Consider the following 25,192-nt stretch of genomic DNA (forward strand, 5'->3'; position numbering starts at 1 on the left):
CCCGCTGGCGGCGTCTGGGATGCTCTGTTATGAGCGGCTCATGCTACGGATCGAAGACATCACCTATGCGGTCGAAGGCCGCCCCCTGTTTGACGGCGCCAGCGCCACCATTCCTGACGGCCATAAGGTTGGTCTGGTGGGGCGGAACGGCACTGGTAAAACCACTCTGTTTCGCCTGATCCGGGGTGAGCTGGCCTTGGAATCGGGCAATATCGTGCTGCCGAAACGGGCGCGAATTGGTGGGGTTGCGCAAGAGGTGCCCTCGTCCAACGTATCGCTGATCAACACGGTTCTGGCCGCCGATACCGAGCGCAGCGCGCTGATGGCCGAGGCTGACAGCGCCGAAGACCCTGCACGTATTGCCGATATCCAGACCCGTCTTGCCGATATCGACGCATGGTCGGCTGAGGCGCGGGCAGCCTCGATCCTCAAAGGGCTTGGCTTCGATGACGAAGACCAACTCCGCCCCTGTTCCGATTTCTCCGGCGGTTGGCGGATGCGCGTCGCATTGGCGGCGGTACTGTTTTCCCAACCCGATCTGCTTCTGTTGGACGAACCGACCAACTATCTGGACCTCGAAGGCGCGCTTTGGCTGGAAAGCTATCTGGCGAAATATCCCCACACGGTGATCATCATTAGCCACGACCGCGGGCTGCTGAACCGTGCGGTAGGGTCGATCCTGCATCTGGAAGATCGGAAGCTGACCTACTACGCGGTGCCCTATGACAAGTTTGCCGAGCGCCGCGCCGAGCGTCTTGCGCAAGCGGAATCCGAGAATGCCAAGGCCAAGGCCCGCATCGCGCACCTGCAGAGTTTCGTCGACCGCTTCCGCTATAAAGCCTCCAAGGCGGTGCAGGCCCAATCGCGCTTGAAGATGATCGAACGTATCCAACTGGTTTCGACCCCTCAGGAAGCCGCCTTACGCGCGTTCTCTTTCCCCGAACCCGAAGAGCTGTCGCCACCAATCATCCAGATCGAAGGCGGCGTGACCGGTTATGGCGAGACCGAAGTACTGCGCCGTCTGAACCTGCGCATCGATCAGGACGACCGGATCGCGCTGCTGGGCAAGAACGGTCAGGGCAAATCGACCCTGTCCAAACTTCTGTCAGACCGACTGCCCCTGATGGCTGGCAAGATGACCCGCAGCAACAAGCTGCGCATCGGATACTTTGCACAACATCAGGTCGATGAGCTGCATGTGGACGAGACACCCTTGGACCACCTGCGTCGCCTGCGCCCGGATGAAGCTCCGGGCAAGTGGCGTTCCCGTCTGGCCGGGTTTGGGTTGAATGCGGATCAGGCGGAAACGCTGGTCGGGCGGCTGTCTGGCGGCCAGAAAGCACGCCTGTCGCTGCTGATCGCCACCATCGACGCGCCGCATATGCTGATCCTCGACGAGCCGACCAACCACCTGGATATCGAAAGCCGCGAAGCGCTGGTCGAGGCGTTGACCGCCTATTCCGGTGCCGTGGTTCTGGTCAGCCACGACATGCACCTGCTGTCGCTGGTGGCGGACCGGCTGTGGCTGGTATCGGATGGCACGGTCAAACCCTTTGACGGGGACCTCGAGGCCTATCGCACCATGCTTTTGGCCCGCGACAAGCCGGTCAAAGAGAAACCGCAAACCGCCAAGCCCAAGCGCCCCTCGCGCGAAGCAATGCTGGCCCTACGCGCCGATCTGCGCAAATGCGAAGACCGGATCGAAAAACTGTCGGACATGCACGACAAGCTCTCGGCCAAGCTGGCAGACCCCGCGCTGTACGAGGATGACAAGATCAACGATCTGGAAACCTGGAACCGCAAATTTGCCGAGGTCGTCGAAGCCATGCAAAAGGCCGAGGCCCTGTGGGTCGCCGCCGCCGAACGTCTTGAAAACGCCGAGAATGCCGCATGATGGATCTTGCCTTTTTTATCACTGCCTTCACCACCCTGTTCGTGGTGATCGACCCGTTTGGCACCACTCCAATCTTCGTGGCGCTGACTCAGGACATGGACGCAAAGACCCGCCGAAAAACGGCGATCCGAAGCTGCCTGACGGCCGTCTTCATCCTGATCGCCTTCGCAGCCTTCGGCGAGGCCGTTCTGGGCTTTGTCGGCATCTCGATGCCCGCCTTCCGAGTGGCCGGTGGTGCATTGCTGTTCCTGACCGCGCTGGACATGCTGTTCGAACGCCGCACCAAACGGCGCGAGGACAGAGCCGAGGAAGAAGAACATCCCGACCCCTCGGTGTTTCCACTGGCTATTCCGCTAATCGCCGGGCCGGGGTCGATTGCAACGATCATTCTGCTGGCCGGGCAGCATCCGGGCATTCTGGGCATCTTCGAGGCCTGCATCGTCATGCTGGCGGTGATGGCCGTCGTTCTGACCTTCTTTCTGTCGGGCGGCCTGATTGCCCGCGCGTTGGGCAAGACCGGCCTTAATGTGCTGACCCGGTTGCTTGGTATGTTGCTGGCAGCACTGTCGGTCCAGTTCATATTGGATGGCCTGAAGGCCTTTGGTTTTGCCTCATAAATCCCCATATAACTGAAAGTGAATGTGGTAAGGGTAACGGTATGGACGGCGACAACATTGGACGTTTGGTTTATCTGGTCGTGCTTGGCGCGGCCGTTGTGGCGTGGTTCGTCTCGCAGAATCGCCAGTCTCTGAACAAGACCATGCAGCAGGCCATGGCCTGGGTGTTCATTTTCGTTGGCGCCATCGCCGTTGTTGGCTTGTGGGAAGACATCCGTTCGACCGTAGGCCCCGCCCCGCAGATGACTGTTACCGGCGAGACCATCGAGGTGCCTCGTGCCTATGACGGCCACTATTACCTGCCGGTTCTGGTGAACGGAGAGCCGATCACCTTCCTCGTTGACACCGGTGCCAGCCAGATTGTGTTCAGCGAACAGGACGCCAGACTCATTGGTATTGACCCCGACCAGTTGAACTACCTCGGCCGCGCGTCGACTGCGAACGGAGAGGTACGCACCGCGCCCATCCGGCTGGACAGTCTTGAGCTGGGTCCGATCATTGACCACGGCGTTGCGGCTTGGGTCAACGAAGGTGATTTGCGACAGTCGCTGTTGGGCATGGACTACTTGCATCGGTTCTCGAATATCCAGTTCACCGATGGGCGTATGATCCTGTCCCGGTAATTTGGGGCCCCTGCAACACTCCTTGATTGAGAACAAAATAAGAACATGCTAGACTGATGGCATGTCTACAAACCTTCTTGGTCGCAAACCCGCGCGTGAGGCCCCCGGGCTGGCCCTACACCCGCAGATCACCCTGCAACTGGGCCGCGTGCACGAGGCTTGCGGTCCTGCCCGGCGCAGCTTTGCCATGTGGCTGGCCGGTCAGGCGCAGGGGCCGGTGCTGTGGATTTCGCCCGCGTGGGAGTCCGGCCAGCTGAACCCCGACGGGATGATGCCCTTTGCCGATCCCGCCCGGTTCATCTTCGTCCGCCCTACCCGCGCCGAGGATCTGCTGTGGTGCATGGAAGAGGCGCTGCGCAGCGGAGCGATCCCGTTAATCATAGGCGACTTGCCCGGTGCGCCGGCACTGACACCGGTGCGACGGATGCACTTGGCCGCCGAACAGGGTGGTGCGATGGGGCGGGCTCCGCTGGGCTTATTGCTGACGCCCGGCGATGGCGGCGCGCAGGGGGTCGAGACCCGCTGGCATATGGCCGCGAGCCATCAGGCAGAGGCCCGCCGCTGGACCCTGACCCGCAGCCGCGCCCGCGCCCTGCCCCCGGTCAGTTGGCAAGCCACCCAGACCAAACCGCGTGCCGGGCTGAACCTGCAACGGATCGGAACGCAAGATGTTTTGGTGTGACACCTCACGGGGATCACAAAACATGTGACTGGCCAAAGCCCGACCCCGGCCCTAGCGTTTCCGTATGAGCCATCCGATCCATGACAGCCGCTATTCCTGGCTTCGCCTGCTGGTCACGCTCGCGATTGCGATAGTGGCCAATGCCGGCATGTGGGCGGTGGTCGTGGTGATGCCGGACGTCGAGGCACAGTTCAACGCCGGAAGAGCCGAGGTATCGATGCCCTACACGCTCGCCATGATCGGCTTTGCGCTTGGGAACATGTGGCTGGGGCAGTTGGTGGACCGACTGGGCGTGACCAAAGCGTTGATCGGGGCCTCTGCACTGAGCGCAACCAGTTATCTGTTGGCGACCCTGGCCCCGAACATGCTGATGCTCTCGGTGGCGCATCTGTTGATGGGCTTGGGCGCATCCATTGGGTTTGGCCCTTTAATCGCGGACATTTCGCATTGGTTCATGCGACGGCGTGGGATTGCCGTCGCACTGGTGGCCAGCGGAAATTACCTGTCCGGCGCAATCTGGCCCACCATACTGTCCGGCATTCTGGCTCGCGATGGCTGGCAACACGTCTACCTGACGCTGGCCGTGATGACGTTGGTTGTGGTTATTCCGCTGTCCCTCCTTCTGCGCCGTCAGGTCCCGGTCGAGGCGCACAGCACCGCCGCCGCCAACGCGCAGATCAATGCCCGCAGCGTCGGAATCTCGCCGCGCGCCCTACAGTACATTCTGGGTCTGGCTGGGATCGGCTGTTGCGTGGCGATGTCGATGCCGCAAGTTCATATCGTCTCGTACTGTGTCGGTCTGGGCTACGGTCCTGCGGTCGGGGCAGAGATGTTGTCGCTTATGCTGCTGGGAGGCGTGGTCAGCCGGGTGATCTCGGGCCTTGTTGCCGACAAGCTGGGCGGAGTGAAGACGTTGCTGATCGGTTCGGTCCTGCAATGCATCGCCTTGTTCCTATTCCTGCCTTATGACGGGATGGTCTCGCTTTACGTCATCAGCCTGCTGTTCGGGCTGGCGCAGGGCGGCATCGTGCCCAGCTATGCCCTCGTGGTCCGAGAATACATGCCCCCGCAAGAAGCAGGTGCACGTGTTGGATTCGTTCTGATGATGACAATCATGGGCATGGCCTTGGGGGGCTGGATGTCCGGCTGGATTTACGACGTTACCGGCAACTATCAACTGGCCTTCGTTAACGGCCTCCTTTGGAACGGATTGAACATCGCCATCCTTTTGGTGCTGTTGAACCGCTCGCGCCCCCGAAGACAGGAGGCCGTAGCATGACCCACTTAACCCGGCGTACTCTTATGGCCGGAATTGCCTCCCTGACCCTGACTCGCCCAGCCCATGCGGGCCTGAACCCTTATGTTCTGGTGCCCAAGGGAACATCCGTTGATTTTACCTTCGACCTGTCTGGCCTTGCCCAGACGGGTACGATGCCAATCCACTCGGCCGATATCCGGATCGACCTGAGCGATCTGACCAACAGCCGTGTCAATGTCACCCTAAACGCCGCCGAAGCCCGCACAAAGTTGCCGTTCGCCAGGAACGCAATGCTGGGCGCAAGCGTATTGGATGTCGCGCAGTTTCCGACCATTCATTTCGTATCGACTCGGATGCAGTTGGGTGAAGGCGGGCGTATCTCACGCGGGGCAAAGATCACCGGCAATCTGACACTGCGTGGTGTGACAAAACCCATCACCTTACAAGCTGACCTCTTTCGCCCTTCAGGCAGCGCGTCGGACAATCTCGACATGCTGTCCATCCGCCTGACCGGCGGGCTGAACCGCCACGACTTTGGCGCGTCGGGATATGACGATCTGGTGCAGGATACGGTCGGGCTGGACATCCGGGCTGAGATCAAAAAGGCCGGATAGGCAAAAAAACGACGCCTACGCGTCGATAAGGCGCGCGCATTGCAGGTTTATTGAGTAAAGCTACGCTCATCATGCGCACGATCATTTCCTTTGCCGCCCTTTTTCTTTCCGTCATTCTGCTGCAGCTTTCCACCGGCGGCGTCGGACCGCTGGACGCCATCTCGGGCCTGACGCTGAACTTCACGACCGAGCAGATTGGTCTGTTGGGCTCGGCCCATTTCATCGGGTTCTTCATCGGCTGCTGGTGGGCACCGCGCCTGATGGGCAGCGTTGGCCACTCGCGCGCATTTGCCGTCTGCACGGCCTTGGGCGCGATGGGTCTGCTTGGGCATACGCTGACCGAGAACCCGCAAGTCTGGGCTGTGCTCAGGATCGCCTCGGGCACCTGCGTCGCCGGGTGTTACACGGTGATCGAGGCCTGGTTGAACGCGAAGGTCACCAACGAAACCCGAGGCCGCGCGATGGGCACCTACCGCATTGCCGATCTTGGGGCCTCGCTGTGCGCGCAGTTGATCATCGCCGTGCTGCCACCCGCATCTTATGTGTCGTACAACCTGCTTGCGATACTCTGTTGTGCGTCGCTGCTGCCACTGGCCCTGACCCGCGCCACCCAACCCAAGACCCCGAGCGCCCCAAGACTGCGCCCCCGGCTGGCGTGGCAATGCTCGCCATTGGCTGTGGCCGGGGTGATCGTCGCTGCGCTCAGTTCAGCATCCTTCCGCATGGTCGGTCCGGTTTACGGGCAAGAGGTTGGACTTGGGGTCGATCAGATCGCGTTTTTCCTCGCCTCGTTTGTTCTGGGCGGTGCTTTGGCGCAATACCCGCTGGGATGGCTGGCCGACAAATATGACCGTCGCTGGGTGCTGATCTGGTTGTCCGCAGCTGCAGTGCTGAGTTGTGGCGTCACAATGGCCGCCAGTGGCGCAGGCACGTTGGGTGTGATGCTCGCCGCCGGGTTCTTCGGGCTGACGACCTTTCCAATCTTCTCGCTGTCATCCGCGCACGCGAATGACTTTGCCACCACCGAACAGAGGGTGGAACTTTCGGCTGCGCTCATGTTCTGGTACGCGCTTGGCGCGATCGCCTCGCCCTATGTCTCATCGACGTTGATCCAGCAATTCGGCCCCGGCGCCCTGTTTGCCTTTGTGGCCGTGGGGCATCTGGCACTGATTGTGTTCGGCGTCGCCCGGATGCGCTCGCGCCCAACGCCGGACGAACGGACCAACTATGTCTATGCGCCGCGTACCTCTTTTACTATCGGGCGGTTGCTCAAGAGGTCACGCGAAGAATAAAGGGCCGGGAAATCCCGGCCCTCTCGCTTGTTATTGGGTAGTAGGAGTTTCTTCCTCCAGAACCTCGACGGGTTCCGGCGTCGGCTCAAGCGCTCCGTTAACGACGCCACCAACTCCATTCTCCATCGACAGGCCCAACTCTTCGCCCAGCTTCTTGAGCGCGGGCATCTGCACAGCCATGCCCATGATCGAGTCGAGCGCCTGATTAACCACCGGCTTGTCACCGTTGGCAGCCCCACCAGCGGCACCTGCGCCGATGCCACCAACCTGATGGATCTTGATCGAGTCGATCTTTTCGGCAGGTTTGACCATTTCCGAGATGATCGACGGCATGGTTTCGATCCGCGCCATATCGACCTTCATACGGATCTGTTCAGCGGACAGAGCATTGTCGGCCTCAACAATCGCGCGTTTACCTTCCGCTTCGGCCAGCATGTCATTCTTCTTGGCCTCGGCACGAATGTTCAGCGCGTCCGCTTCGGCCTGCGCTTCCTCGCGTCGGGCTTCGGCACGGTCAGAAGCGGCCTCTTTTTCAGCCTGCGCGGCCAGGCGGATCGCGGTTGCCTGCCGCTCGGCCTCACGGGTGGCTTCGATCAGAGCGATCTGCTTCTGACGCTCGGCTTCCGCCACTTCGCGGGCAGTCGCAACCGCTTCGGTCGCTTTGGTTGCTTCGGCACGGGCCAGGTCAGCAGAAGCACGCGCGCGACTTTCCTCTTCGGATTTCTGCGCGATGATGATCTGGCGTTCCTGTTCGGCCACTTCCAGTTCGCGTTCTTTCGAAATCTCAGCCTCGCGGATTTTGCGCTCACGCTCAATGTCAGCAGCACGAATGGCTTCCTCACGGGCGATCCGAGCACGTTCGGTTTCCCGCACCGAGTCTTCGGTTCGCGCAGCGATCTCGGCCTCTTGCGCCACGCGCAGGGTCTCAACCTTCTGGGTCTGTTCAATACGCGCCTGCGCCTCGTCCTGTTCGATCAGCAGTTTCTGACGTTCCGCTTCCATGGCCGCGCGACGCACTTCAACCTCGGCCTCAGCGTCGATCTGCGCCCGCTCTTTCTTGGATACCGCAATCACTTCGGCCAGTTTACGCATACCAACGGCGTTAAAGGCGTTGTTCTCGTCCAGCGCTTCGAACGGCGTCTGGTCCAGAGCAGTCAGAGAGACCGATTCCAGCGACAGACCGTTTTTCAACAGGTCCTCGGACACGGCATTCTGCACCTCTTGCACAAAGTCGGCACGGTTTTCGTGCAGCCCGTCCATGGTCATCTGAGCGGCCACGGCACGCAAGCCGTCGATCAGTTTACCTTCGATCATCTCGCGCAGTTGCTCGACGTCAAAAGTGCGACCGCCAAGCGTTTGAGCCGCGCGCGAAATGCCTTCTTCGGTCGCCATGACCGAGACATAAAACTCGACGCCCACATCCACGCGCATCCGGTCTTTGGTAATCAGAGCGGCCTCACCGCTGCGCTGTACCTCAAGGCGTAGGGTCTTCATGTTGACCGGGCTGACCTCATGCAGCAGCGGCACGATGATGACGCCGCCGTCCATGATAACCTTCTTGCCGCCCGCACCTGTTTTCACAAGACTGATCTCGCGGGTTGCACGTCGATAAAGCCTGCCAAGCACAAGACCGATGAACAGCAATACGGCCAGAACGGTCGCAACTATAGTGATCAGGAAAGTAAGCTCCATGCAAAATCCTCCTAGATGGGGTTTGAAATTTCGTTAGTCCGACAAGCCGACCAGAACAAACCGGTCACGTCGTCGATCGCGCAGAACAAGCACTTCGGTGCCCTGCTCCAACGCATCCTGGTCCTGCAGCGGCTCTGCGCGCAGGTAGTGAGAGTTGCCGAACCGATCCACCACTCGCACCTCCGCCGGGCGGCCGCGTGTGGCCGTGCCTTGCGTGATCGTACCACGGCGGCGGGCCAGCATCCGCTCGGACATCGCCTCGGTCTCGGTTTTGGGCAACAGGCGAGCAAAGACCGCCCCAAAGCCACGCGCAAACCACAGACCAAAGGCACCGGCTGGTATTGCGGCCATCCAACTGGGCAAGTCAAAGCCCAGAAGATCGCGCAAGGCCAACTGCAGGCCGATGCCCGACAGGCCAAAGCCCGCCAACAGGACAACAAGCCAGATCATGAACGGCACCTTACCAATACCCAGCCAAGCCATTGGCCCCGAAGGCGCGGCACCCGGCGCGTCCACCTCAACCTCGGCCAGCTCAAACTCGCCCAGATCTACATCCGCATCGATATCCAGATCAAAATCGCCTATATCCAGATCCGGAGCGTCGACCATATCCAGATCAACCTCGCCCTCACCCGCCATCAGGCTTCCGCCCAACACAAGCGCAACCAGCTCCAGCCCCAAAAGGCCAAACAAAAGCGCAAGCGAAATGGTAAAGGGCACAAACGCACCCTCGAGTAAAAAGCTGAACATCAGCAGGCTGTCCCCGTTTTGGTATACATTAGTATGCAATATAAATGGGAAGTCATTACTAAAATTCAAGAGGTTGTGATTCCGGTTCTCAACCTATGGGTATGACCGCGGCTCGGATTAATGCAATCGGGAAGTTCGGAGCAGCATGTTTTTTCCATGTATAGATGTCTAAACCGACACCAATTTAAAAGCCGGTCTTTTGCTGGCCGGTCACATAAGGTAGACGGGCGCGCAGATAGATACGTGGAAACGCAAAATGGCTCGGATTCTCATTACCTCGGCGATCCCTTACATCAACGGGATCAAGCACCTCGGCAACCTGATCGGCTCACAATTGCCGGCCGATCTGTACGCGCGCTACCAGCGTGGCCGGGGAAATGAGGTCATGTTCCTATGCGCCACGGATGAACACGGCACACCCGCAGAACTGGCGGCTGCCAAAGCTGGCAAACCGGTGGCAGAGTATTGCGCCGATATGTACACCGTTCAAGCGGACATCGCCAAACGCTTTGGCCTCAGCTTCGATCACTTTGGCCGCTCATCCAGCGAGCAGAACAAGAAACTGACCCAGCATTTCGCGGGTAAGCTGGATGACGCTGGCCTGATCCGCGAAGTCAGCGAAAAGCAAGTCTACTCCAATGCCGATGGCCGTTTCCTGCCCGATCGCTATATCGAAGGCACCTGCCCTAACTGCGGCTATGAGCGCGCACGCGGTGATCAGTGTGAAAACTGTACCAAGCAGTTGGACCCGACTGACCTGATCGAGCCGCGCTCGGCCATTTCAGGCTCGACCGATCTGGAGGTGCGCGAAACCAAGCACCTGTATCTGCGTCAATCCGCGATGAAGGATCAGCTGGATGCATGGATCGACAGCAAGACCGACTGGCCGATCCTGACCACCTCGATCGCCAAAAAATGGCTGCATGACGGAGACGGTCTGCAGGATCGTGGCATCACCCGCGATCTGGACTGGGGCGTACCCGTCAAGAAAGGCGATCAGGACTGGCCGGGTATGGAAGGTAAGGTCTTCTATGTCTGGTTCGACGCGCCAATCGAATATATCGCCTGCGCCAAGGAATGGGCGGATGCAAACGGTAAGTCGGATGCCGATTGGGAGCGCTGGTGGCGTACCGACAAAGGTGCCGACGATGTGCGCTATGTCCAGTTCATGGGCAAGGACAACGTGCCCTTCCACACTTTGTCTTTCCCGGCGACCATTCTGGGGTCGGGCGAGCCGTGGAAGATGGTCGATCACCTGAAATCGTTCAACTACCTGAACTATGATGGCGGCCAATTCTCGACCTCTCAGGGCCGTGGCGTGTTCATGGACCAGGCGCTGGACATTCTGCCCGCCGACTTCTGGCGCTGGTGGCTGCTGAGCCATGCACCCGAAAGCAGCGACAGTGAATTCACCTGGGAGAACTTCCAGCAGTCGGTGAACAAAGACCTTGCCGACGTCCTGGGCAACTTTGTCAGCCGGATCACCAAGTTCTGCCGCTCGAAATTTGGCGAGGCCGTGCCTGAGGGTGGCAGCTATGGTGAACGTGAAAAGACGCTGATTGAAGAACTCACCAAACGCGTCCGCGCCTATGAAGGGCATATGGAAGCGATGGATGTCCGCAAGTCCGCGCAGGAACTGCGGGCGATTTGGGTGGCCGGCAACGAATACCTGCAGTCCGCTGCCCCGTGGTCGACATTCAAGGAAGACCCCGAACATGCCGCTGCACAAGTACGTCTGGGTCTGAACCTGATCCGGCTCTATGCCGTTCTCAGCGCCCCGTTCATCCCCGAAACCTCAGCCAAGATGCTGAGTGCGATGAACACGTTGGATGCCAGCTGGCCCGAAGATGTCGAGGCCGCGCTCAGCGCCCTGCCCGCCGGACATGAATTCACCGTGCCTGACGTTTTGTTCGCTAAAGTCACTGACGAGCAGCGCGAAGACTGGCAGACCCGGTTTGCCGGAACGCGCGACTGATCGAACACTCACAACTGAACAAGGAAACGGGGGCCTGCACGGCCCCCGTTTTCGTTGTCGCGGCCAGAAACTCGATATGCAGACTTAAGAAAACCGGGCTAAGTTGGTCTGATCGCGCGAAAAACTGAGAAGAGCGGAACTGAAAATTCGTATTCAAGAAGCTTGAGATATACGCGCAAAAGCGCCATCCTGATCCAGAATTCTATCGACTCGTCGGGGCGGCCAATCCGCTTTGGCGCAAAACCCGTAGTTTTAACGAGGCGCCTGCCATGTCCCTTGCATTGAAGAACTCCAAATCCCGTTATTACGGGCCAGCCTTTGCCGCTTTGGTCTGTGTGGGCATGGCACATGCGGCCGTGGCGCAAGATCAAAGCGATGCGCCGCCGCCTAAAGTCTCGATTGCGGCGGCCTATTCCGAAGAAATTACCGAAGAAGCCGTGTTTATCGGTCGCGCCGAGGCAATCGACAAAGTTGATATCGTCGCCCGGGTCAACGGGTTCTTGGAAAGCCAGGATGTCGAAGACGGTGCCCTGGTGAATAAGGACGACTTGTTGTTCACAATCGAGCCAGATCTTTATGAGGCCAATTTAGAAGCGCGGAAGGCCGATCTTGATCGGGCCCAGGCCAATCTGGAACTGGCCAAAATCGATTTGGCCCGGAAGGAAGAGCTGTATCAACGCGATGCCACGCCGGAAGCAGAGCGTGACACCGCCCGTGCCACAGAGCTTGTCGCCGAGGCCGAGGTCAAAGCCGCCAATGCTGCCATTCAGCAAGCTGAACTAGACCTGAGCTACACTAAAATCCACGCACCATTTACCGGACGGATCGGTCGCGTGGCGACCAGTGTTGGCGATGTTGTGGGGCCGACAAATCCTCCGCTTGTCAATTTGGTAAGTGAAGCGCCAATTTATGTAAATTTCTCGTTGAACGAAAAGCAATTCACCACTGTCCTCGAACAGTATGGCGAAAGCGCCGCATCCCTGGCCGAAAGCAACAAAAGCCCAAACGTGCATTTGACGCTGCCCAATGGCACACAACTGGATGAAACCGGCGAGATTGTTTTTGTCGATAACCGTATCGATCCTCTTACCGGTGCGATCACGCTTCGCGCCGAATTCGCCAACGACAACCGTCTGATCGTCGATGGTCAGTTCTTGAGCGTTCAGATTGAAGCTTTGGAACCAACTCTCGAAGTACTTATCCCTCAGGCCGCGCTGCAGCGTGATCAACGGGGCGAATTTGTGTTGGTGGTCAATGATCAGCAGATGGTTGAACAGCGCTACATCACCACCGGCGACAACGTAGGAACGGCAGTCATCGTCAAAGACGGGCTGCGCGAAGGAGAAAGCGTGATCGTCGAGGGCCTGCAAAGGGTTCGTCCGGGCGTGGCCGTGGATGCGGTCGTGGCCTCTGAGCAGCCGGGAGAGTAACCGATGTTCTCTGCCCTGTTCATTAGCCGGCCCAAGCTGGCGCTCGTTATTTCGCTGGTCCTAACCATTATGGGCGGGATCGGCTACATGGTTCTGCCCGTCGCCCAGTTTCCCGACATCACCCCGCCGGTGGTCAGTGTGACCACCACCTATACCGGCGCCAACGCCGAAACCGTGGAAAACACCGTCGCCGCCCCGATTGAGGCGCAAGTAAACGGTGTGGACGACATGATCTATATGACGTCCACATCCTCGGATAACGGATCCTACTCGCTAAACATCACGTTCGAAGTTGGCACCGATCCCGATATCGCCTCGGTCAACGTGCAAAACCGTGTCGCGCAGGCGATGTCGTCGCTGCCAGCCGAGGTGACATCCTCGGGTGTGGTCACGCAGAAAGCATCGACCAACATGCTGCTGCTGGTCACGCTGACTTCGCCCAACGGCACGTATGACAGTGTGTTTTTGTCGAACTATGCCTCAATCAACCTGAAAGATGCGCTGGCGCGGGTTCAGGGCGTTGGTAAGGCGGATGTTCTGACCAATCTGGAATACGCGATGCGTATCTGGATGGACCCGGATCAAATGGCTGCCTTGTCCATCACCCCCGGGGATGTGATCAACGCCATCCGCGAACAGAATATCGAGGTTTCAGCCGGTTCCATCGGCTCGCCCCCTGTGCCCGAAGGCCAGACCTTTCAATACACCATCAAAACCAAAGGTCGTCTGACCTCGGCAGCCGAGTTCGGTGACATCGTCATCCGCACCGGTGATGCGGGTTCAATCGTGCGCGTGAAGGATATTGCCCGGGTGGAACTGGGGGCAGAATTCTACTCGGCCTCGGGGTATTTCCAGGCGGTTCCAGCAACTGTGATCGGCATCTATCAGGCCCCCGGAGCTAATGCTCTGGCCGTATCCGAACGTGTAGAGGCAGAACTTGAACGCCTGTCCCGATCCTTCCCGACGGATGTGGAATACGAGGTGCCGTTCAACACCACAGATTTTGTTGAACAGTCACTGAGCGACGTGGTTTCGACCCTGATCATGACCTTCATTCTGGTGATCTCGGTCGTGTTCGTATTTCTTGGAAGTTGGCGGGCCACAATCATTCCAGCCGTCGCAATTCCCGTATCACTGATCGGCACATTCGCCTTTTTGCTGGCGTTTGGCATGTCGTTGAACACCATCTCATTGTTCGCGCTGGTTCTGGCCATCGGGATCGTGGTGGATGACGCGATCGTCGTGGTCGAAAACGTTGAACGGATCATTGCGGATGAAGGTTTGCCCCCTGCCGAAGCGACCCGTAAAGCAATGGGACAAATCACCGGGCCGGTGATTGCAACCACGTTGGTTCTGCTGGCCGTGTTCGTGCCAGTGACCTTCATGCCGGGCATCTCAGGGCGGCTATATTCTCAGTTCGCGGTGACAATCTCAACCGCCGTTGTGATTTCCTCGATCAACGCTCTGACCTTGTCACCTGCGCTGTGCGGGCTGGTGTTGAAACCGCGGTCTGGCCCGCCCAAAGGGCTGTTGGCGCTGTTTGAGAAATTCATCGGAACCGTGCGCGGCGGCTATGTCGCCATCGTGCGCAAAATGTTGATCCTTCCGGTGGTTGCCCTTGGCGTGATCGCCGCGCTTGCGATGGGAACGACTACGATCATGTCGAACACGTCCAGTGGGTTTATTCCGCTGGAAGACAACGGCTATCTCTTCGTGGACATTCAGTTGCCTGACGCCGCCACGCTGGAACGGACAGAAACCGTGTCAGCGCGTGTGGATGACCAAATCCGCGAAATTCCCGGAGTGGCAAGCACGGTTTTGGTCAACGGCTTTTCACTGCTGAACGGGACCACCACCAATGGTGCGGCGATCTTTGTGAACCTGACCAACTGGGATGAACGGCAGGATGACGACCTCAGCGCCGATGCCATCCTGGCCAAAGTGTTGGCAATTGCTAATGGAGAATCCGCGGCTTCGATCGTGGCCTTCAACCCACCGCCCATTCAGGGTCTGGGCATGTCGGCCGGTGTCGAAATGGAAGTTCAGCAGACTGGCGGTGGAACGCCACAGGACTTGGCATCGGCGGTCGGATCGTTTGTCTATGCTGCCAATCAGCGGCCTGAGATCGGACAGTCCTATACCACTTTCCGCGCAAACGTGCCGCAGCTGTTTGTTGATCTAGATCGCGAAAAAGCCAAGACGCTGCAAGTGTCCGTGGCCGAAATATTCCAGACAATGCAGGCGCAGCTGGGGTCTTACTATGTGAACGACTTCAACCTATTCGGTCGGGTCTATCGCGTAATGATCCAGGCGGATGGTAGCTATCGCGACAATGTCGAGGATATCTCGAACCTTTACGTCCGTTCGACTAAGGGTGAGATGGTCCCGCTGGGCACGCTCGTCGACATTGAAAACGTGCTGGGTCCGGTCTTGCTGAAGCGCCACAACCTGTTCCGCTCGGCCACTGTGACGGCCGTACCGGCACCGGGTCTTTCGTCGGGTGACGCGATCAACGTGATGACCGAAGAATCCGCCACTGCCCTGCCCCCCGGTTATGCCTTTGAATGGACCGGCACGGCACAGCAGCAGCTTGCTTCGGGCAGTTTGGTAATCGTGATCCTGATGCTTGCTATCTTGTTCGCTTACCTGTTCCTTGTCGGGCAATATGAAAGCTGGACGATGCCGGTATCAATCCTGTTGTCGGTGATCGTCGCCTTGTTCGGGGCGGTGGCCGCCGTGGCCATCGTAGGGAGCGATATCAACCTTTATACGCAGATCGGGATGATCATGCTTGTGGGGCTGGCCTCGAAAAACGGCATTCTCATCGTCGAATTTGCGATGGAGCAGCGGGCCAAAGGCCTGTCAATCAAGGAAGCCGCGGCCGAGGCCGCATATCAGCGTTTCCGCGCGGTGATGATGACTGCGCTGTCCTTCCTGCTGGGTGTTGTACCACTTATGGCGGCCAACGGCGCGGGTGCGGCCAGCCAGAAAGCCATCGGTTTCGCCGTGTTTGGCGGGATGCTGGCAGCAACACTGATCGGCGTCATTCTGGTCCCGGTTCTGTATGCCGTGATGCAAGGACTGCGAGAGTGGATCAAGGGTACGAAGAACGATCCAGGCCCGTCCGAGGAAACAGCCTGATCCAAACGAAATGCCCCGCCAGACCGGCGGGGCTTTTTCTTAGGCAGCCGCTTGCGCGCTGCGCTGTTCCATACACTCTTGAATCCGCCCGATCTGTTCGGCAGACAATCGCAGACCCAGCTTGTTGCGGCGCCAGACAATGTCCTCGGCCGAGCGCGCATATTCCTTGTCCATCAGCCAAAGTAATTCCCGCTCGGTCAGCGTGGCACCAAAACCTTCGCCCAAATCCTCGATCGTCGCTGCATCCCCAAGAATAACGCGCGACTCAGTACCGTAGGCTCGCACAAGACGTTCGGCCCAGGCGCGGTCCAGAAAGCCGTAGTCTGCCTCGAGCCCGGCGACCAGATCCTGCACCCCATCGACAGGGAAATCACCACCGGGCAAGGACACTCCTGCCGTCCAGGGACCGGGCAGATCCGGGAAATGTTCGGCTATTTTCTCCAGCGCGCTCTCGGCCAGACGCCGGTAAGTTGTGATCTTACCCCCAAAGACATTCAGCACCGGCGCCCCGCCCTGCGCATCGACCTTCAACGTGTAATCCCGGGTTGCTGCCGTCGCACTGCTGGCCCCGTCATCGTACAGAGGGCGTACACCGGAATAGGTCCACACAATTTCCTCGCGGGTCACTGGTTTCTTAAAGTACTTCGTCGCGAAAGCGCATAGATAGTCCTGCTCGGCCTCAGTACAGACCGGAGGCTCGGACGGATTCGAATGATCCTGATCCGTGGTTCCGATAAGCGTGAAATCACGCTCATACGGAATGGCGAAGATGATGCGGCCATCCTCGCCTTGGAAGAAATAGCATTTGTCGTGGTCGAACAGCCTGCGGGTCACAATATGGCTGCCTCGCACCAACCGGACGCCTTCGCGCGAGTTCACGCGGATTTTCGTCTGGATGATGTCACCCACCCATGGGCCACCGGCGTTGACCAGCATTTTTGCTCGGACCACACGCGTCTCGTCGCTGTCTCGATCCCTGAGCGTCACTTGCCACAAGTCATCCACACGTTCCGCCGACAGAACTTCGGTGCGCACCAAGATTTTCGCGCCGCGTGCTTCGGCATCACGGGCGTTGAGGACAACCAATCGGGAATCCTCGATCCAGCAATCCGAATACTCATAGGCCGTTTCAAATTTGTCCTGCAGCGGTCGTCCTTCGGGAGCAGTTTTCAGGTCCAATGAGGCCGTGCCCGGCAGGATTTTGCGCCCGCCCAGATGGTCATACATAAACAGGCCCAGACGGATGAGCCATGCCGGACGGCGCCCTTTCATCCACGGCATCACAGTGCTGAGCAGGCGCGAGGTCGGGGTTTCCGAGTCAAAGCGCATATCCTCGTGATACGGCAGCACGAACCGCATCGGCCAGCTGATGTGAGGCATTGCCCGCAGCAAGGTTTCGCGTTCGATCAGCGCTTCGCGCACAAGGCGAAACTCGAAATACTCCAGATACCGCAACCCGCCGTGAAACAGCTTGGTGGAGGCCGAAGACGTTGCTGAGGCCAGATCGTTCATCTCTGCCAGTGTCACCGACAATCCACGCCCTGCTGCATCGCGCGCGATGCCACACCCATTGATGCCGCCGCCGATGATGAAGAGATCAAAGACCTGATCCTGTGCCTGTGTCATATCCGGATGATTCCCAAATGGTGGAGAGCGCGCGCTTATTAACCTTAAGGGCCCGCGTTTCGTCAATATTTGTTTTCGTTTATGTTCGTTTTACCACAAGTTTTGCCAAATATTGCTGCTCGATGCCTCAATCTGTTGAATTTCCCGAAAAACAGAACAAAAACGAAAGAACACAATTTGGAGCCAACCGTGTCCCTATCTTTTCGCCAATCCGACATCCTAAACATCGCCAGACAGGACGGTCGTGTGATGGTCGATGACTTGGCCGCGCGGTTTGAGGTCACGGTTCAGACCATTCGCCGCGACCTGTCCGAATTGGCCGACATGGGTAAACTGGACCGCGTGCATGGCGGTGCGGTTCTGCGCTCGGGCGTGTCGAATATAGGTTACGAGGACCGCCGCGCCCTCAATGCCGACACTAAGGCACGCATCGCGCGGACCTGTGCACAGGATATCCCTGATGGAGCGTCCGTATTCCTGAACATCGGCACTTCGACCGAGGCCGTCGCCCGGCAGATGCTGGACCACAAGGACCTGATGGTCGTGACCAACAACATGAACGTCGCAAACATCCTGGTCGACAATCCTGATTGTCAGATCGTAGTGGCCGGAGGTGTGCTGCGTCGCTCGGATGGCGGGTTGATCGGCAACCTAACGATCTCAACCATCGAACAGTTCAAGTTCGACTATGCGATCATTGGTTGCTCGGCGCTGGACACAAACGGAGATCTTCTGGACTTCGACTTTCAGGAGGTGCGCGTCAGTCAAACCATCATCGCGCAGGCGCGCAAGACCTGCCTTGTGGCCGACCAGTCCAAATTCCAACGCACTGCGCCGGCGCGGATCGCCTCGCTCTCCGAGGTGGACGTGTTCTATTCCGACCACGCCTTGCGCAACGACTTGGCCCGCAAATGCAAGGATTGGCAGACGCAAGTAAAGCTCTGCGGTTGACGTCAAGTAATTCGCACTAAAGGTGAATCCTGGACACTGGTTCTTGCCAGATCGGTCACCGCCTGACACACTCGCTTATATTGCAATCGTCGCACGGTAGGGGAGATCCGGGCCATGATAGCGCTTTTATTTGCGTTACTTACAGCCACTATGGGGCTGAACTATTTCAATCGGACCGCAGCCGCCAATGTGCTGTTCTTTTTCACGCTGGCGTTGAGCGTCTATTGGCTAAAATTCCACGCCACCAGCCAACTGACGATCCAGTTGTAGGAGAGCCCGGATGACACCTGAACTCTCTCGCACGCTGAACGCGCTTGGCATGTTGGCAGTCAGCCTCGTGCTGTTACTGGCCTATGTCTATCAGTTGAAACTCTATGAACTACCCTGCCCTTTATGTCTGTTGCAACGGGTTGGCTTTGTCGCCGTGGGCGTGGGTTTGGGGCTGAACCTTCTGTATGGCGCCCGTCCTCGAAACTACGGCATCATGCTACTTGGCGCGTTGTTTGGCGGCAGCGTCGCTGTGCGGCAGATCCTGCTGCATATCGTGCCGGGAACCGGGCATTACGGCTCACCCGTGCTGGGGCTGCACTATTACACCTGGGCGGCGATCTGCTTTTTCTTGATCCTGCTGGGCACTGCGCTCATGTTGATGTTCGACCGCCAATACGACGACGAACCTCAGCCTCGTTTCGGCGGTAGCGTGCTGGCGAAGACCGCGTTTTTTGTCATGTTTGGTCTGGCCGCCCTGAACGCGGTCTCGACCTTGATAGAATGTGGGCCCGGCATCTGCGCTGACCCTCCCACCAGCTACAAATTGATTGACGAAATGGGTGGCAACGGCTGAGGATGGGGCAACCTTCCCAAAAGGAGGCACGAGCATGGGATTACTGGGACAGCCGCTTGGCTTTTACGACTATCTGACATTTGTGGCGCTGATCTTGCTGCTGGCTGCGGTGATGGCACTATTTCTGTTCATCATGGGGCTACCGGGGCGGATCGCGATCAAACGCAACCATCCGCACGCCGAGGCCGTCAAGATCATGGGCTGGATGGGGTTTCTGGCCGTTGTCCCTTGGGTTCATGCCTTCATGTGGGCGTTCCACGATGGCGTCACGGTCGATATTCGCCGCACGCCAGACGACGAAAAGGACGCAATACGAAAAGAAATCAAACGGTTGGGTGGCTCGGTGAATGAAGAATACCGCGATCCGCTAGACTCTGAAGACACTCAGAAAAGCTAAGGCCAAAGGAATTCACAGACTATGTTCGTCGCCCTCGGCATTACGCTGTTCTACATCATTTTCGTCTGGTTCATTTTCTTCAAGGTCCAATGGCTGAAATTCAACATCACATGGGGTATCGTCACCTTTTGGATCGGCGCGCACCTGTTGCTGGTGTTTCTTGTAGCGCTACGCTTCTTTCAGCCCTTTTCTGTCGATAGCCACGTTGTCCGCTCGACCATCCAGATCGTGCCGCGGCTGACCGAACCGACCATCCTGACGGAAGTGCTTGTCGAACCGAATACACCGGTTCTTAAGGGCGATCCTCTCTATCGATTTGACGACACCGTATTTTCGCTTGAGGTCGAGGAGGCCACCGCGCAACTGGTCGCAGCCGAGCAGAATGCCAAGATTCTGGAACAGGATGTCATTGTCGCGGGTGAAAACGTCGAGCGTGCAAATGCACAGCTAGCTTATGCGCTGACACAGCAGGCGCGTTATGAAACTCTGGTGCCTGCTGGCGGTGCGCGTCAGGATGAGCTGGATCGCTGGAACGAACAAGTCACCGAAGATCAGGCGCAAATCAATGAAGCCGAAGCCAATCTGGAAAAGGCGCAACTGGCACTGGATTCTCAGATTGACGGGGTAAACACAGGCATTCTTCAGGCGCAGGCGCAATTGGAGAAAGCCGAGTATTTCCTTGAAAACACAACAATTTACGCACCCGAGGACGGCATGATCGTATCGCAACAGGCCCGCCCGGGTCTGGTTGTGGGTGATATCCGTCTGGGTGCGATTGCCAGCTTTGTAACCAAGGACAACCCCTACATTCTTGCCACCTACCGCCAGCAAAACCTGAAATTTGTCGAAGTTGGTCAGCCGGTCGAGGTCGCGTTAGACCTTTATCCCGGTGAGATTCTCAACGGTAAAGTCGAGGCGATTTGGTGGGCCACTCGTCAGGGGCAATACCTGCCGTCGGGCCGCCTGCCCGGCTTTGAGTTGCCAAAGCTGCCGGGGCGCATCGCGGTGCAGATATCGGTCGATATTCCGGACGGTCACACCTTCCCTGCTGGTGGGCACGCGGCGGTGGCGATTTACACCGGACAGGGCAAAAGCTTTGAGTTCCTGCGGCGCATCAATATCCGCCTCTATTCTTTCGCCAACTTCATCCGACCACTGGATATTTGAGGAAGCACGACATGACCCGGGCCAAGCTTCACCGCAGACTGATCGGCACCGCCCTGTGCGCGGCCCTGCTGGTCGGCTGTACCCCAGTCGGCCCGGATTTCGTGCGCCCGAACTCTCCGGTCGTGAAGGAATGGATCGAGGTTAACAGCCCCAGCGCAGGTCCCAGCGGCCTGACCTCGCGCAGCGCACCGGTGGTTAAATGGTGGGAGACGTTCAATGACCCCACCCTGAATAAGCTGATCGCCGAAGCTTATGCCCAAAACCTTGATCTGCAAGTGGCCGGAGCCCGTGTTCTGCAAGCCCGCGCGCAGTTGGGGATCGCGTTCGGAGAGTTGTATCCACAATCGCAAGCTATCGGCGGCTCAATTGAACGGCGCCAGATCAGCGATAATCTTGGGCCGATCTCGGATATCCAACGGATCATTCCTCTCGATACCGAGTTTTCGACCTCCCAGGTTGGGTTCGATGCGCAATGGGAACTGGACGTCTGGGGCCAGCAACGCCGAGGCGTTCAGGCCGCACGATCCAATTTGGCGTTGCAGGTCGCGAATTACGACGACGCTCTGGTAACTCTGACCGGAGACGTTGCGGCGCTGTATGTGAATATCCGCGCGTTGCAGGAATCTTTGGCGGTCGCACGTGAAAACATCAAGCTGCAACAGGAGTCCGCTGACCTGACCGAACTTCGCTTCAAAAACGGCGTGACGACCGAGTTGGACGTGCAGGAATCTACCGCCCTGCTGAACAACACCAAGGCACTGGTGCCCGAACTTGAGAGCGACATTCAACAGGCCAAGAACGCGTTGGCCGTTTTGCTGGGTACCACTCCGTCGCGGATGACCAGTCTGCTGGGCAGTTCCGGGCGTATCCCTGCGGCCCGCTCCAACATTGCTGTAGGAGTACCGGCAGAACTGCTGCGCCGTCGTCCAGACGTGCGCGCGGCCGAGCTGGCGGCGGCCACGCAATCGGCTCAGGTGGGGATCGCGATAGCCGATCTGTATCCGCAGTTCATTCTGTCGGGGTCCATCGGGCTGCAGGCCTCTGGCGGTCGGGACTTGTTTGCCTCAGCCAGTTCCACCAGTCTGGCAAATGCCGGTGTCGTCTGGAACGTGCTGAACTACGGCCGGATCAAAAACAACGTCCGCGCGCAAGACGCAGCCTATCAGGCCTTGATTGCGAATTACCAAAACACTGTCCTGACGGCCTATTCTGAAGTTGAAAGCGCGATGGTTGCGTACGCCCAATCGCGCAAACAGGTCGGGTTCTATGAAAACAGCGTCACCGCATCGCGCAAAGCGGCAGAGATCGCGGTGGATCAATATCGGGATGGCGTTGCCGATTATTCCCGCATCCTGAACACGCAGACCGCGCTATTACGGTCGCAGGCCAACCTGATCGAGGCGCGGCAGCAGGTATCCAGCAATCTGGTGGCTGTTTACAAAGGCCTCGGCGGCGGATGGCAGATCCGCCAGAATCAGGAGTTCCTGCCAGAGACCGTTCTGGCCGAAATGGCCTATCGCACCGATTGGGGCGATCTGCTGCAACAGGACCCAACCGGTGCCAGCCTAAATTAAGACTTACTTAGTCAGGCCACGCAGGCCGCCGGAAATCAGAATGTTCACTTCGTACAGTATGCGCGGTGCAGCCAGTCCACCGGGGCTGGCCAGATAGTTAGGGCTCCATTCCGGGTCAAATTTCTGCTTGAACGACCGCAGACCCTCGAAGTGATAGAACTGTTCGCCATGCTCATAGACAAACCCGCCGACGCGGTTCCAGAACGAAGCAAGTTGCCGGTTTTCGATCCCTGAAAACGGTGCTGCCCCCAGCGAGAACCAGTGGAATCCCTGCTCTGCCCCCCAGGACATCATCTCAGCAAACAAAGCGTCCATGATGAAATTCGACCCGTCCGGCTCGTACCTCATCAGGTCCAGAGACAGTTCGGATTTGTTTCCGCCCTGGAACAGATTGGCAAACGCGACGATCTCGCCCGTGTCACCTTTTCGCAGCACGGCATGATCGAAGTAAGACAGGTACTTCTCGTCAAAACCGCCGAGGGCAAACCCCTTCTCCTCGCCCGCTTTTTGCTGCAGCCAATCATCCGAAATCTTGCGCAGTTCGGGCAAGACCGGGATCAGTTCTTCTTTCGGGATGACCTCGAACACATAACCTTCGCGCTCTGCCCGGTTCTTGGCCTGCCTGAACCGTTTGCGGGACTTGCCATCCAACGAAAAATCTTTCAGCGGCACCCGTGCGACCTCACCGATTTTTAGGATCGACAAGCCTAGGTCCAGGAAGGTTGGCAGGTACTTGGTCGACACGCTGTAGAACGCGCACAGCTTGCCCTCGCGATCCGCCATTTCGCGCAGTTGCCAGATCAGTTGCTGGCCGGCCTTTTCCTCACCAACTGGCTCACCCTTTGTGATCAGAGCATTACCGGTATCAGCATAGGCCAGAAATGCGCTTTCATCCGGTGCAATAAGGAATTGTTTGTCCCCGGTCAGTGAAATCTGCGCCTCAGTATCTTCGCTTTCCAAGGCAAGGCGTTCAACGGCCGGAGGAATCTCGGTGCGCTGCAATTGCGGAATTTCCCGCCCGAACAGAGAATTCACTGCCACCACGCCAAGGATGACCGCCACCACGAGGCTAGACCGCAAAAAGCGCGAGGCGTCGCCGTTCCACGCGAACTCCCACCACAGGGCGTTTTGGTACTCGACATGAGAATATGCGAACAGCCCGATCCAGAAGATGACCGCCAGCAAGGCGAAGACACTGACCAGCCACGGAATGTTCAAGCGAAAGATTGAGGCGCCGCTGACGCGATAGAAGGCCCCGCGGAAGGTGGCAAGTATAGCGATCGACGCCAACATGCCGGTTGCCTCATGTGTATCCAAACCTTTGGTCAGCGAGGCGACAAACCCGGCCACCATCAGCAACATTGCCACGATCCACGCGCGGTAGAGCTTGCGAAACAACCCGCGCGAGACAAGGATCAGCAGCACCCCAACCGCACTGCCTGCCAGATGCGAGGCCTCGACAAAAGACAAAGGCAGGAAATCCCGCAAAGCACCAAGGCTCTGCGTGCTCGACGGCAAGGCGCCCGAGACAAGCAGTATAATCCCTGCTACCGCGGTCACGCCCGCGGCCACCATTGGTACAATCGGGCGGATTGCACGATATACCCACGTCGCCGCGCCGCTGATATGGTGCCGATGCGTTAGCGCCGAGGCTACTGCGATCGACAGGCTGGCTATGACGAAAGGCAAGAAAGTATAGACCAACCGATACAGCAGCAAAGCCGCGATCACATCAGAACGACCCGAAGCGCCCAGGCCAGCGATCAACGTCGCCTCAAACGCGCCAATCCCGCCCGGCGCATGGCTGACGATACCAACTGCAATCGCCCCGATGTAAATCGTAAAGAAGTAGGGAAAACCGACCCCAAGGTCATCTGGCATCAACGTATAGAGCACCATTGAAGCGCCAAACAGATCTCCGATCGCGGCCAGGGTCAGCAGACCCGCCAGCTTGCCGCCGGGCAAGTTGAACCCAAGCCCGCCATAGGCCAGCTTGCGTCCCCCTTTGGCAAGCCAGATAAATAAGGTTGCAAGGGCGGCAAGCATGCACAACCCGATCACGGTTTCCGTTGTGTCACTGATGGGTAAAACGTTGGAAATCCCGTCGGGATGCAGGGTCAGCAGCGTGCCCAATAACAGAACCAGCCCTGACCAAAACGCGATCCACGAGGTAGCGATGACGCCCGCAACCCGGCTCAGATCCAGCCCGAGCGAGGCATAGATTCGATACCGGATTGCCGTACCGGTGATGTAGGAAAAGCCAAGACAGTTGGACACAGCATAGCCACTAGCACCGGCCATTCCTGCGACGGGCAACGGCACTTCTCCATCGGCCACGCTCTGCACGGCGAATACATCGTACATAGACAACGACAGAAAGCTGAAACAGGTCCAACAGAAGGCGACGAACATCAGTTTCCATGACGTATTCGCCACATCCGTCTGAACGTCCCCCCATTTCACATGATGAGACAGCTCGTGCAGCACCACCAACGCCATCAGGGTGACCAGGATCGGCACCGCAATCCTGACAAGGGGTTTTTCGAGAAACCCTGTAATCCGCTCAGCCCAGCGTACCGCCCAGAGTTCTTCACCTGTCTCCTGCGTGGCCATAATTTTTCCCTGCTCTGAGGTGCTGCAATGATCCCGCGCGCGGACCGGCCGC

20 protein-coding genes are annotated in these 25,192 nt (G+C 58.3%); 16 read left to right on the forward strand and 4 right to left on the reverse strand.

The window, feature by feature from the left end:
• The first annotated feature begins 40 nt into the window (after positions 1–40).
• From ACXAGD_RS09130 to ACXAGD_RS09160, 7 genes are all read left to right on the forward strand, one after another.
• Positions 41–1,894: an ABC-F family ATP-binding cassette domain-containing protein gene (locus ACXAGD_RS09130; RefSeq protein ID WP_475209889.1), complete on the forward strand. Its 1,854-nt coding sequence runs from the start codon at positions 41–43 to the stop codon at positions 1,892–1,894.
• Entirely contained in the window at positions 1,891–2,511 is a 621-nt protein-coding gene (locus ACXAGD_RS09135; RefSeq protein ID WP_475209892.1) for a MarC family protein, read from the forward strand. Before ACXAGD_RS09130 ends, ACXAGD_RS09135 begins: the two co-directional genes overlap by 4 nt.
• 41 nt (positions 2,512–2,552) lie before the next feature.
• On the forward strand, positions 2,553–3,134 hold the full coding sequence (locus tag ACXAGD_RS09140; protein WP_475209895.1) for a retropepsin-like aspartic protease family protein: 582 nt from the start codon (positions 2,553–2,555) through the stop codon (positions 3,132–3,134).
• A 61-nt stretch (positions 3,135–3,195) separates the two neighbouring features.
• Positions 3,196–3,816 carry an ImuA family protein gene (locus ACXAGD_RS09145; RefSeq protein ID WP_475209897.1) on the forward strand — a complete coding sequence of 207 codons (621 nt, stop codon included), beginning with the start codon at positions 3,196–3,198 and terminating at the stop codon, positions 3,814–3,816.
• Between the two features lie 64 nt (positions 3,817–3,880).
• On the forward strand, positions 3,881–5,095 hold the full coding sequence (locus ACXAGD_RS09150; RefSeq protein ID WP_475209898.1) for an MFS transporter: 1,215 nt from the start codon (positions 3,881–3,883) through the stop codon (positions 5,093–5,095).
• Complete coding sequence (locus ACXAGD_RS09155) at positions 5,092–5,688, forward strand: YceI family protein (RefSeq protein ID WP_475209900.1); 597 nt, start codon at positions 5,092–5,094, stop codon at positions 5,686–5,688. The genes ACXAGD_RS09150 and ACXAGD_RS09155 overlap by 4 nt, the downstream gene beginning before the upstream one ends.
• 71 nt (positions 5,689–5,759) lie before the next feature.
• Positions 5,760–6,980 carry an MFS transporter gene (locus tag ACXAGD_RS09160; protein ID WP_475209902.1) on the forward strand — a complete coding sequence of 407 codons (1,221 nt, stop codon included), beginning with the start codon at positions 5,760–5,762 and terminating at the stop codon, positions 6,978–6,980.
• Between the two features lie 30 nt (positions 6,981–7,010).
• Here ACXAGD_RS09160 and ACXAGD_RS09165 read toward each other — a convergent pair whose 3' ends face one another.
• A complete protein-coding gene (locus tag ACXAGD_RS09165) occupies positions 7,011–8,672 on the reverse strand; it encodes a flotillin family protein (protein ID WP_475209904.1) in 1,662 nt (553 codons plus the stop codon).
• 33 nt (positions 8,673–8,705) lie between these two features.
• Positions 8,706–9,422: an OB-fold-containig protein gene (locus ACXAGD_RS09170; RefSeq protein WP_475209907.1), complete on the reverse strand. Its 717-nt coding sequence runs from the start codon at positions 9,420–9,422 to the stop codon at positions 8,706–8,708.
• Between the two features lie 256 nt (positions 9,423–9,678).
• Between ACXAGD_RS09170 and metG the strand changes: the two genes are divergently transcribed.
• From metG to ACXAGD_RS09185, 3 genes are all read left to right on the forward strand, one after another.
• On the forward strand, positions 9,679–11,397 hold the full coding sequence (gene metG / locus ACXAGD_RS09175; RefSeq protein ID WP_475209909.1) for a methionine--tRNA ligase: 1,719 nt from the start codon (positions 9,679–9,681) through the stop codon (positions 11,395–11,397).
• A gap of 269 nt (positions 11,398–11,666) precedes the next feature.
• The gene (locus ACXAGD_RS09180) at positions 11,667–12,827 is read left to right on the forward strand and encodes an efflux RND transporter periplasmic adaptor subunit (RefSeq protein WP_475209911.1); all 1,161 of its coding nucleotides are present in this window, start codon (positions 11,667–11,669) and stop codon (positions 12,825–12,827) included.
• Between the two features lie 3 nt (positions 12,828–12,830).
• Positions 12,831–15,968 carry an efflux RND transporter permease subunit gene (locus ACXAGD_RS09185; protein WP_475209913.1) on the forward strand — a complete coding sequence of 1,046 codons (3,138 nt, stop codon included), beginning with the start codon at positions 12,831–12,833 and terminating at the stop codon, positions 15,966–15,968.
• 39 nt (positions 15,969–16,007) lie between these two features.
• Here ACXAGD_RS09185 and glpD read toward each other — a convergent pair whose 3' ends face one another.
• Positions 16,008–17,594, reverse strand: a complete 1,587-nt coding sequence (gene glpD / locus ACXAGD_RS09190; RefSeq protein ID WP_475209915.1) for a glycerol-3-phosphate dehydrogenase — start codon at positions 17,592–17,594, stop codon at positions 16,008–16,010.
• A 189-nt stretch (positions 17,595–17,783) separates the two neighbouring features.
• On the opposite strand from glpD, the gene ACXAGD_RS09195 reads away from it, so the two are divergent.
• The 6 genes from ACXAGD_RS09195 to ACXAGD_RS09220 all read left to right on the forward strand — a co-directional run bounded on the left by ACXAGD_RS09195 (position 17,784) and on the right by ACXAGD_RS09220 (position 22,527).
• Positions 17,784–18,545: a DeoR/GlpR family DNA-binding transcription regulator gene (locus ACXAGD_RS09195; protein ID WP_475209917.1), complete on the forward strand. Its 762-nt coding sequence runs from the start codon at positions 17,784–17,786 to the stop codon at positions 18,543–18,545.
• A gap of 114 nt (positions 18,546–18,659) precedes the next feature.
• Positions 18,660–18,815: a DUF5993 family protein gene (locus tag ACXAGD_RS09200; RefSeq protein ID WP_475209919.1), complete on the forward strand. Its 156-nt coding sequence runs from the start codon at positions 18,660–18,662 to the stop codon at positions 18,813–18,815.
• Between the two features lie 10 nt (positions 18,816–18,825).
• Complete coding sequence (locus ACXAGD_RS09205; RefSeq protein ID WP_475209922.1) at positions 18,826–19,389, forward strand: disulfide bond formation protein B; 564 nt, start codon at positions 18,826–18,828, stop codon at positions 19,387–19,389.
• A gap of 34 nt (positions 19,390–19,423) precedes the next feature.
• Positions 19,424–19,786 carry a DUF3302 domain-containing protein gene (locus ACXAGD_RS09210; protein ID WP_475209925.1) on the forward strand — a complete coding sequence of 121 codons (363 nt, stop codon included), beginning with the start codon at positions 19,424–19,426 and terminating at the stop codon, positions 19,784–19,786.
• A 21-nt stretch (positions 19,787–19,807) separates the two neighbouring features.
• Positions 19,808–20,953 (forward strand): HlyD family secretion protein, encoded by a 1,146-nt coding sequence (locus tag ACXAGD_RS09215; protein WP_475209926.1) that lies wholly within the window; start codon positions 19,808–19,810, stop codon positions 20,951–20,953.
• A gap of 11 nt (positions 20,954–20,964) precedes the next feature.
• Positions 20,965–22,527 (forward strand): efflux transporter outer membrane subunit, encoded by a 1,563-nt coding sequence (locus ACXAGD_RS09220; protein WP_475209928.1) that lies wholly within the window; start codon positions 20,965–20,967, stop codon positions 22,525–22,527.
• Positions 22,528–22,530: 3 nt separating this feature from the next.
• Here ACXAGD_RS09220 and mprF read toward each other — a convergent pair whose 3' ends face one another.
• Positions 22,531–25,140 carry a bifunctional lysylphosphatidylglycerol flippase/synthetase MprF gene (gene mprF / locus ACXAGD_RS09225; RefSeq protein WP_475209930.1) on the reverse strand — a complete coding sequence of 870 codons (2,610 nt, stop codon included), beginning with the start codon at positions 25,138–25,140 and terminating at the stop codon, positions 22,531–22,533.
• Positions 25,141–25,192 lie beyond the last annotated feature (52 nt).

The sequence above is a fragment of the Ruegeria sp. ABF4_144 genome (assembly GCF_056160045.1).